This is a genomic window from Shewanella sp. K8 (assembly GCF_028823715.1).
GTDB classification, from domain to species: Bacteria; Pseudomonadota; Gammaproteobacteria; order Enterobacterales; family Shewanellaceae; genus Shewanella; species Shewanella algae.
Genome location: NZ_JAPEHY010000004.1, coordinates 166,930 through 176,070 on the forward strand (window position 1 = coordinate 166,930; position 9,141 = coordinate 176,070).

Sequence of the window (9,141 nt, forward strand, 5' to 3'; positions counted from 1 at the left end):
TATGAATAAGTTGCTTCGGCGAGAGTGGCAGGCTGTCTGGCGCGATCCCTGGCAGCTGGCACTGATAAGCTATCTGCCGCTTATCGGTGTGCTCTGTCTTTGGTGGTTGTTCTCCGCCGGGTTGCCCAGGCAGTTGCCGGTGGCGCTGGTGGATCAGGACAACTCCAGCCTCAGTCGTGAGCTGGGGCGTCATCTTGAGGCTAATCCTGTCACCGCTCCCAGGCGCTATCTGGCGCTGGACGAGGCGGTCGAGGCGATGCGCCGCGGCGAGGTCTATGCCTTGGTTATCTTGCCCTATGGTCTGAAACAGGAACTGCTGACCGGGCACACTCCCACCATAGACCTGCGCTACAACGGCCAGTTTTTGCTGGTGGGCAAGCTGCTGGCCAGTCAGTTGCAACTGACCCTGGCCGATGGTTTGCAGCAGGTGGCCAGGCTCAAGCAACTGGCGGCCGGTGTTAACCCGTCCCAGGTTGAGGTGCACCTCAGCCCTGTAAGCACCCAAACCACGGCGCTGTTCAACCGCAATAACAACTATGTCGGCTTCCTGGTGCCGCCTGTGCTGATAGCTCTATGGCAACTGCTGGCCATGCTGGCCTTTGCCGGCAGTCTCAACCGTGAGCTGCGCCAGGATACCTTGGGCGAATGCTTCCGCCTGGGTATGCCCTCAGTGCTTTTGAGTAAGTTTATGGTCAACGGCGCCTTTATGCTGCTGCACGGCGGCTTTATTTTGGTGCTGTTGTATCAGCTGCTGGGGCTGCCGATAGCCGGGCAACTCCTGTGGCTGCTGCCGATGCAGATCTTAATGTTGATGGGCGTTTGGCTCTGGGTGCAGGGGATTTTCTTTATGCTGGCCGACAGCGCCAGGGTGATCAGCTTTTGCACCGCGCTGTTTGCACCCGCCTTTGCTTTTATGGGCATTACCTTCCCGACCGGAGAAATGCCACTGCTGGCGCAGTGGTGGCGTCTGTTGATGCCATCAAGCCACTATATAGAGTCTCATGTTGCGTTGGTGAGCTATGGCGCCGGGCCGGCCAGCTTACTGCCTCAGGCGCTGGGTTATCTCGGCTTTCTGCTGCTGTTGATCCCCAGTTGGTTCTTTGCCCGTCGTTATGCCAGGGTGCTGCAGTCGCAGTTGCCGCTTGAGGAGACGTTATGACAGCCAAGTCCCTCTCGTTATGGCAGTTGATCTGGCTGGATTTACGCGCCTTGGTGCGTGACAAGGCGATCTCTTTGACCCTGTTTGGCGGCGTGCTCTTCTATGCCGTGCTCTATCCCTTGCCTTATCTGCATCAGGTGCCCACAGAGCAGCAGTTGGTGGTGGTGGATCACGATAACTCCTCGCTGTCACGGCGGCTTATCCGTCACGCCGATGCCAGTGCCCGTATCCAGGTTGTCGGTCGGGTCGGCTCCATCGACGAAGCCAAGGCCTGGGTCACCGATGGCCGCGCCCATGGTTTATTGGTGATCCCGTTTGATTTTCGCCGCGATCTGTTGCTGGGACGGGGCGCGACTTTGAGCTTCGGCGGTGATGCCAGTTACTTCCTGATCTATTCCGCTGTGGTAGAAGGTTTGGTGAGTGCCGGTATGGATGCCGGCAAGCAGATCCAGCTCAAGGGACTATTGGCCTCGGGCCAGAGCCCTGAGGCCGCCGCCCAGAGTCTGGCGCCGATTAAACTCAATGCCGTGCCCGCGTTCAATAAAGGTTTGGGTTATACCCCCTATGTGGTACCAGGATTGTTTCTGCTGATTTTGCACCAGACCTTGCTGATAGGCACAGGCATTCTCGGCGCCGGGCAATGGCGCCAGCCGGGCTATTGGAACCGGGTTAGCCCCTTGATGCTGGTCAGTGCCCGGGTGTTGGCCTTCGGCTTGCTCTATTGCCTGTTCAGTGCGCTCTATATTGGCTGGTGTTATTACTTCTATCAGGTGAGTCTGCAGGCGAGTCTTGGTCAGGTATTGTTGCTGATGTTGCCTTTCCTGCTGACCACTGCCAGCGCCGGGGTAGCGCTCAGCTGCCTGTTTGTCAGGCGCGAGTTGCCGACCCAGATCCTGCTGCTGGTATCCATGCCCATCCTGTTTGTCAGTGGCTTTGTCTGGCCCTTGGCACTGATCCCTGAGCCCTTGGTATGGCTGTCGCAGGTGATCCCGGCTGTGCCGGCGATTATGGGAATGCTGCAGCTGAACCAGATGGGAGCCGATTGGGCGGTTATTGCCCCCAAATGGTTACAGCTCTGGGGGCTATTGTTGCTGTTCTTCCCTCTGGCGGTTTGGGGCGTTAGTTGGCGTCGGCGTCAACTGGCAGCAGCGGCGAACTGACTCTTTCCAGCACGCCACTGGCCTTGGCCAACACCAGCCCATAGTTGGTGATGGCGACGCCGCGGCGGCGACATTCGAGAATGCGCCGCTGCATCTCCGCCCGCCCCAACATACAGGCGCCGCAGTGCACTACCAGTTTGTAGCGTTCCAAATCGGCCGGAAAGTCATGGCCGGCACAGACGCTGAACTGCAACTGTTTGCCGGTCAATTTGCCGATGGCCGCCGGGATCTTCACTCTGCCTATATCTTCATCCTGCACCTCATGGCTACAGGCCTCGGCGATTAGTACCCGATCACCATCCTCGAGCCTTTCGAGCATCTCGGCGCCTTGCAGCTGGGCCGGTAGATCGCCCTTGGCCCGGGCAAACAGGGTGGAGAAGGTGGTCAGCGGAATGCTGTCGGGTACCTGAGCGGCCACTTGTCTCACCGCCTGGGCATCGGTCACAACCAACGCCGGTGGCGTGGGCATGGCGGCCAAGGCCGTGGCCAGCTCAGACTCACGGCAGATGCTGGCAATGGCACCGTTATCCAGCGCTTCTCTGAGAACCTGCACCTGGGGCAAAATCAATCTGCCCTTGGGGGCCGCCGAATCTATCGGGGCGACCAGCAGCAGTTGCTCTCCTATGCGGTAACAGTCGGCGGCCAGCACGGGGTCGCAACGAAAATCTGCCGGCACCAGTTGAACCAGTTGCTCGACCAAGTCTTCCCGGTGTTTTGCCTCTTGGGTCGACAGGCATAAGAACTTGATGCCTTGGCCCTTGAGCCAGCGCTGATGCTCTGCGGGCAGAGGGGCCAGATCTTGCTTGTTCGCTACCACCAGGATTGGCAGCTGCCAGCTTTGCAGCAGTAACAGCCAGTCGCGGTCAAACTCATCCAACCCCTGTTCATCCAGCACATAGACGGCGATATCGGCCTGTTGCAACGCCCGGCGACTGGCGGCTATTCGTTGAAGCCCCAGGGCGCCGGTATCGTCCAGTCCGGCGGTATCTATCAGGGTAGCCGGGCCGACCGGATGCAGTTCAAAGGGCTTGCGCACCGCATCTGTGGTGGTGCCCTTGGTCTCAGAGACTATGGCACTCTGTTGGTTGGATAAGTAATTGAGCAGGGAGGATTTCCCGGCGTTGCGACGACCACACAATACTATGTGCAGTTTGACCCCGCGGGGGGCTGCATTGGGGGCCGAATTACACATTAATTTGTCTCCTGGCGTTGCCTCTGTCCGCAGAGCAATACAAGCCGCGGGCTTTAAGGCTGAGTCTGATATCGGCGAGACGCTGCTCCAGCGGGCAGCCGGAGGCATTCTTGCCGGGGTAAATAAGGTATTTGCTGCTGTCTTTCTGTGGCGTGAACGAGGGCATAAGTACATTGCAGCCGCGGCTCAGGGATTCGAGCCTGGCGCCTTTTTGCAAGGCATCCAGGGCGCTGGTGGCCGGAATGTTGGCACCGGGATTGAGTAGCCTGAGTATGGCGCAGGCTCGCTGGCACTCAAGCACATTGCCATTGGCCGTGTTTGCCAGCGGGGTTTGTGGATGGCTGACGAAGGGACCGACCGCCAACATCTCCAGTTCCATGGCTGAGAGCGCCAACAGGGCGTCGGCCAGGGCATCGCTCTTGCTGCCAGGCAGGCCACAGATAATGCCACTGCCGGTCTCATAACCCAGGCTCTTGAGGGTTTCCAGTAGCCTTAGGCGTTTGTCCAGCACTCTTCCCGGGCGCAGGCGGCTATAGAGCTCGGCATCCAGGGTTTCCAGTTTCAACAGATAGCGGTCGGCGCCGGCTTCGCGCCAGAGCGCCAGCTCACTGTGGCTGCGTTCACCCAAAGATAGCGTGATGGCCAACTGGGTTTGCTGTTTGATGGTGCTGAGGATGCGGCTTATGCCATCCTGTCGAAAGCGGCTGTCTTCACCGGATTGCAGCACCAGGGTGCCGATACCGGCTTTATCTACTTTGAGGGCCGAGTCGATGATTTCCTGATGGCTGAGCCGGTAACGCTCAATGTCGCGATTGGCGGCTCTCAGGCCACAGTAGTGACAGTCACAGCGGCAATAGCTGGAAAACTCCACTATGCCTCTGAGCCAGATCTCCTTGCCAAAGTACTGGCGCTTGACCGCATCGGCGCGGGCAAACAGCCAGTCATCGGCTTCGCCGCAGAGCAAGGCTCTGATTTCTGCTGAACCCAGATTTTCGGCCGGCTTCATGCTTGGACTCCTGCCTGTTTCAGCACTTGTGCCAGCTCATCGGCGTAGCGATACAAGGCCTGTTGCCAGGGCGTGGCAGCGACCTTGGTGCGGCCTTGCATCCGTTGCCATAGGCCCGCCGGTGGCAGCCCCAGCTCGCGGCTGTCCAACTTGAGCCACAATCCCAAAGGCGCCAGATGTGGACTATGGGCATAGTGGCCGACAAACAGTTGATCATCGAGCAATAACAGCGGCGCGCTGGCGGCCAGCTTACTGCTGACCGCCGTCACCTGCTCGGGCCAGGAGGCGGCGAGTTGCTTGCTCCACTGCTGAGATACCCGGTATTCCTCGAGGATTTCCGCCTCGGTGGACTCTGGACGCAACATTTTGCCAAACGCCAGCCCGGCTTCGCTTTGTAACTCTTGTGTCACTATTAACAGCTGCGACAGCTGACTGCTTTGCAGTCTTTGTCGCAGCAGCTGATCTATCGCCCCTTCACTGAAATTGGCATAGTGGCCGGCATGCAGGGCCACTCGCCGGGCGCGGCTCAGTGCCGACTTCAGCTGTTGTTTTGGCAGCCCGGCATAGAGTCGACAACCGGGTGCCAGTACCAGGGTACGACCTTTCACAGATAGATATCCCTCTCGCCTGCATCGGTGCGCGTGAGGCAAGCCTCGATATTGCGTCTTCTGGCGGGACTGAGTTTATCCAGCTCGGCGGCTATCAAGGCTTCGCCGGCTTCACGGGTCTGCTCGCTGGCGTAGTCGTTGAGGTATTCCTTGAAGGTGATCAAGGCGTTGGGTTGACAAAACTTGCCGATAAACTGCTGCTTGGCCAGGCCGATAAAGTGATCGCCGGTACGGCCCTTACGGTAACAGCCGGTGCAGAATGAGGGGATGGAATGGCTATGCTTGACCAGATCCAATACCACTTCATCCATGCTGCGGTGATCGCCCAGGCTAAATTGGGCCGCATCGTCTTCCTGATTGTAGCCACCTGGGGTGGTCCGAGAGCCAGCACTGATCTGTGATACCCCCAGGCTCAGGAGTTCACGTCTGAGTTCGGCACTTTCGCGGGTGCTCATAATCAGCCCAGTGTAGGGCACTGCCAGGCGGGTAATGGCCACCAGGCGTTTGAAGGTGGCGTCATCGACGACATAGGGAGGCCGCTCCGACAGGCTGGAGCCATCGGCGGGCTCAATCCGCGGGAAGGAGATGGTATGCGGGCCTATGCCGCAATCCTGCTCCAGTTGCTGTACATGGGTGAGCATGGCCAGCAGCTCGAATTTGTGGTCATAGAGACCGAACAGCACGCCAATGCCCACATCGTCGATACCGGCTTCCATGGCTCTGTGCATGGCGTAGAGACGATAGAGGAAGTCCTTCTTGCGGCCTTTGAGGTGCACCTGTTCGTAGGTCGTTCTGTGGTAGCTTTCCTGAAAACACTGATAAGTGCCTATGGCGGCCGTCTTCAGCAGCTTGAAGTCTTCTGTGTCCATGGGGGCGCAGTTGACATTGATGCGGCGGATCTCACCGCCTTTGCCTTTGCGCACGCTGTACATGGTCTTGATGGAGTCGACTATGGCGCGGGCGTTATTGCGCGGGTGTTCACCGTAGACCGCCAGGATCCGTTTGTGGCCCATATCTTCCAGGGTTTCCACCTCGGCGATCAGCTCCTGCTCGCTCAGGGTCTTGCGTGGCAAGTCATGGTTGTCGGCGCTGAAGCCGCAATAGCTGCAGGCGTTGGCGCAGAAGTTGGAAACATACAGGGGGGCGAACAGTACTATGCGATTGCCATAGATGGCGTCCTTGATGCCACGGGCAATGGCAAATAGCTCTTCGTCCAGGGAGGCATCCTGGTTTTGCAGTAAAACCGCCACTTCCTCCAGCGTCAGCCCCTGCAAGCGGCGGGCTTTTTCCAGCACCTGGCGCACGGTATCCGGGCTGGGTTGCCGGTTGTTATTGAGCAAGCCCCAGATGGCGTCATCATCGATAAAATTTACGGCGGGGTTATAGTCTTTGACTTGAATCGTTTCTGTATGGCCCGATACAAGCGGGTCTGATATCAAAGGGCCTGACATCTGTAGTGGCTCTCCTGTAGATAAGGAGCGCAGTCAAACTGCGCTCCTTGGAAAATGGAACTTATGGCGTTACTCGGCGCGTTTGGCGGCAACCGGAACGACCTCCTCCTGCACCCATAGTGGCGTGTACTCGGCTGCGTCATGGTAGGGCACCTTGCCGTGCAGCATCATCGCCTTGAAATCGTCGAAGCGATAAACCGCCAGGAACAGATGCACGGGCAAAAACGCCGTCAGCAGCAGGCCACAACCCAGGTGGATCATCCCCAGCAACCAGGCGGTATCGCGTGGGATTGCATAGGGAACCAGCCACAGCGCCAAGCCTGTAATGATCAGTGCAGTACCACCGAGCAGGACACAAACCCCGAACAGCTTCTGTCCAGAGTTGTACTTGCGCATAGGAGGCACGGCGACCTTCTTGCCCAACAGAAACTTCTGTGGATAGCCGCCAAGCACCTTGAACCAACCCACATCGTTGCCACCGAAGGTGAATACTCTGTTGGTGAACAGCACAACACGGTCGAATGCCATCAGGGTGAAGGCCACCGCATCCAGCGCCATTATGACACCGGCAACAATATGAATGTCATAGGTCAGCCCCATGGCGCTGTCGCTCAAGGGTTTGAAGAACAACAACAGCCCGGTTGCCGCCAGTGGCAGGAAGCTCAGCAGCAAGATGTAGTGGAACACCCGAACATTCAGCGGGTGCTTGAGAATGGGACGATTGTCCTGATGCATAGCCGACTCCTTAGGATTTCAGTTGAGTGCGATCGACAAAATGGGTGTGCAACAACTCGTGCGACAGATGCCCCAGCGGCTCACCGCCAAATTCGCTGTAATAGCGGGCAATGGCCGGGTTGGCATGGCTGACACGGTACTTGGCAATGGCATCATCCATATAGAGGGCATCGGCCCTGGCCTTGATGTATTCGTTGCGCTTGGCGATACGGTTGCCGAGCCAGCCCACAGGCAGGGCCAGTAGCGCCAGAATCGCAGCGCCCACGGCCATGAAACGGCGCCGTGACAACAGAAAACCATCTTCGGTAAATTGATACTTGTCTGTCATGAGCAATTCCTTACAGTTGGGCAACCCAGGATGTGCCTGAGCCGTTGATAGGTTGACCGCCACCGTTGACGCAACCACCGGCGCAGTTCATCACTTCGATAAAGTGGTAGGGGGACGTGCCGGCCATCACCTGTTCCAGCAAGGGGCGGATATTGCGACCCATGTCGTGCACCACGGCGACTTTCAGCTGCACATCTCGTTTGAGTTGTTGGTCATGAATGGTGAGTTCGGCTTCCTTGACGCCTTCCAGACCGCGCACAGGTGCCAGTTCCAGCTTGGCCAGTTCTTCACCTGTGAGCACCTTGTGTGCGGTACGCACCGCGGCTTCCATCACGCCGCCAGTGTTACCGAAAATGGTGCCGGCCCCTGTATATTGGGCAAACAGGCTGTCGCCTTGGTATTCGGCCACATCCGGCAGATGGATATCGAGGCGTTTGAGCAGCTCAGCCATCTCGCGGGTGGTCAGCACTGCATCCACATCGGCGTAAGGGGCGGAATCGCTGCCGTGTTGCTGATGGAAGCGCCAGGCAGAGTTGAATTCAGGGCGCGAGGCCTCGAGTTTTTTCGAGGTGCAGGGCATAACTGCCACTGTGAAGATCTTTTCCGGAGCCATCTCATACACCTTGGCGCCGTAGGTCTTGGCCACAGTCCCGGCCATCTGCTGCGGCGACTTGGCGGTGGAAAGATGTGGCAGCAGGCTGGGATATTCGTTTTCCAGGAAGCGAACCCAGCCCGGGCAGCAGGAGGTGAACTGCGGCAGTTTGCCGGCGCCTGGCTCCTGGCGCACATTGGCATGCAGCCTGTGAATGAACTCAGAGCCTTCTTCCATAATGGTCAGGTCGGCGGCGAAGTTACAGTCGAAGATCCTGAATCCGGCCTGGTGCATGGCGCCGTAGAGTTTGTTGGTCAGCAGTTGTCCCTTGGGCAGGTTGAAAGCTTCACCTATGGCAACCCGTACCGCCGGAGCCAGAATACCGACCACCTGAGTATCGGGATCCTTGAGCTTGGTCAGCACAGTATCCAAGGCACTCTGGGTTTCATGAATGGCGCCGAACGGGCAGTTGATCAGACACTGGCCGCAGCTCAGGCAACGCTCTTCATCAATCTTATGGGGGGCACCGGATGCGCCCTCAATAGCATGGGTGGGACAGAACTGTTTGCAGGCGTCACACCCTTTGCATTTGAGCGCATCTATCTGGATCAGTCCGCGGATCTCTCCCGGCTGATAGCTGGTTGCTGTCATGGCAATGCGTTCCTTTTTACGTGATAATATTCTTATTTTCTAATTGCTTATGTAAAAGCTATACCCCTTGGGAAAGGGCGGAGGGATTATAGGGAATGGCTTGTCGCTATCTGTGATCCAAAGCAGATCAGCCTTGAGATTTCACAAGTTTTTACATGAAATATGATGAAATTAGCCGGTGAAACAGGGGCATGGGACTTTTTGACTTAGGGAAGGTGCGAATAAGTCCTCGTGGCACTCTGGCTTGCACAGCAATTGG

At 57.7% G+C, this 9,141-nt stretch carries 9 protein-coding genes; 2 read left to right on the plus strand and 7 right to left on the minus strand.

What is annotated here, in order from left to right; translation table 11 throughout:
* The first annotated feature begins 1 nt into the window (after position 1).
* Both ON072_RS03940 and ON072_RS03945 read left to right on the plus strand, forming a co-directional pair.
* Positions 2–1,159, plus strand: coding sequence for an ABC transporter permease (locus ON072_RS03940; protein WP_261752692.1), 1,158 nt, complete (start codon positions 2–4; stop codon positions 1,157–1,159).
* Entirely contained in the window at positions 1,156–2,319 is a 1,164-nt protein-coding gene (locus ON072_RS03945) for an ABC transporter permease (protein WP_071238673.1), read from the plus strand. Before ON072_RS03940 ends, ON072_RS03945 begins: the two co-directional genes overlap by 4 nt.
* Here the strand turns inward: ON072_RS03945 and hydF are convergent.
* The 7 genes from hydF to ON072_RS03980 all read right to left on the minus strand — a co-directional run bounded on the left by hydF (position 2,279) and on the right by ON072_RS03980 (position 8,882).
* Complete coding sequence (hydF, locus tag ON072_RS03950; RefSeq protein ID WP_167717501.1) at positions 2,279–3,511, minus strand: [FeFe] hydrogenase H-cluster maturation GTPase HydF; 1,233 nt, start codon at positions 3,509–3,511, stop codon at positions 2,279–2,281. The genes ON072_RS03945 and hydF overlap by 41 nt on opposite strands.
* On the minus strand, positions 3,504–4,517 hold the full coding sequence (gene hydE, locus ON072_RS03955; RefSeq protein WP_054744475.1) for a [FeFe] hydrogenase H-cluster radical SAM maturase HydE: 1,014 nt from the start codon (positions 4,515–4,517) through the stop codon (positions 3,504–3,506). Before hydE ends, hydF begins: the two co-directional genes overlap by 8 nt.
* Positions 4,514–5,125: a hypothetical protein gene (locus tag ON072_RS03960; protein ID WP_187575157.1), complete on the minus strand. Its 612-nt coding sequence runs from the start codon at positions 5,123–5,125 to the stop codon at positions 4,514–4,516. The genes hydE and ON072_RS03960 overlap by 4 nt, the downstream gene beginning before the upstream one ends.
* Positions 5,122–6,576: a [FeFe] hydrogenase H-cluster radical SAM maturase HydG gene (hydG, locus tag ON072_RS03965; RefSeq protein ID WP_221060272.1), complete on the minus strand. Its 1,455-nt coding sequence runs from the start codon at positions 6,574–6,576 to the stop codon at positions 5,122–5,124. Before hydG ends, ON072_RS03960 begins: the two co-directional genes overlap by 4 nt.
* A gap of 69 nt (positions 6,577–6,645) precedes the next feature.
* Entirely contained in the window at positions 6,646–7,311 is a 666-nt protein-coding gene (locus tag ON072_RS03970) for a cytochrome b/b6 domain-containing protein (protein WP_025010222.1), read from the minus strand.
* Between the two features lie 10 nt (positions 7,312–7,321).
* Complete coding sequence (locus ON072_RS03975) at positions 7,322–7,639, minus strand: iron hydrogenase small subunit (RefSeq protein ID WP_025010221.1); 318 nt, start codon at positions 7,637–7,639, stop codon at positions 7,322–7,324.
* 10 nt (positions 7,640–7,649) lie between these two features.
* Positions 7,650–8,882 (minus strand): [FeFe] hydrogenase, group A, encoded by a 1,233-nt coding sequence (locus tag ON072_RS03980; protein ID WP_028781324.1) that lies wholly within the window; start codon positions 8,880–8,882, stop codon positions 7,650–7,652.
* Between the last annotated feature and the right edge of the window lie 259 nt (positions 8,883–9,141).

Excerpts from the sequence above, each read along its gene's own strand:
- hydG (WP_221060272.1), bottom strand. The coding sequence starts at position 6,576 with ATGTCAGGCCCTTTGATATCAGACCCGCTTGTATCGGGCCATACAGAA.
- ON072_RS03945 (WP_071238673.1), top strand. The coding sequence starts at position 1,156 with ATGACAGCCAAGTCCCTCTCGTTATGGCAGTTGATCTGGCTGGATTTA.
- ON072_RS03970 (WP_025010222.1), bottom strand. The coding sequence starts at position 7,311 with ATGCATCAGGACAATCGTCCCATTCTCAAGCACCCGCTGAATGTTCGG.
- ON072_RS03975 (WP_025010221.1), bottom strand. The coding sequence starts at position 7,639 with ATGACAGACAAGTATCAATTTACCGAAGATGGTTTTCTGTTGTCACGG.
- ON072_RS03980 (WP_028781324.1), bottom strand. The coding sequence starts at position 8,882 with ATGACAGCAACCAGCTATCAGCCGGGAGAGATCCGCGGACTGATCCAG.
- hydF (WP_167717501.1), bottom strand. The coding sequence starts at position 3,511 with ATGTGTAATTCGGCCCCCAATGCAGCCCCCCGCGGGGTCAAACTGCAC.
- hydE (WP_054744475.1), bottom strand. The coding sequence starts at position 4,517 with ATGAAGCCGGCCGAAAATCTGGGTTCAGCAGAAATCAGAGCCTTGCTC.
- ON072_RS03940 (WP_261752692.1), top strand. The coding sequence starts at position 2 with ATGAATAAGTTGCTTCGGCGAGAGTGGCAGGCTGTCTGGCGCGATCCC.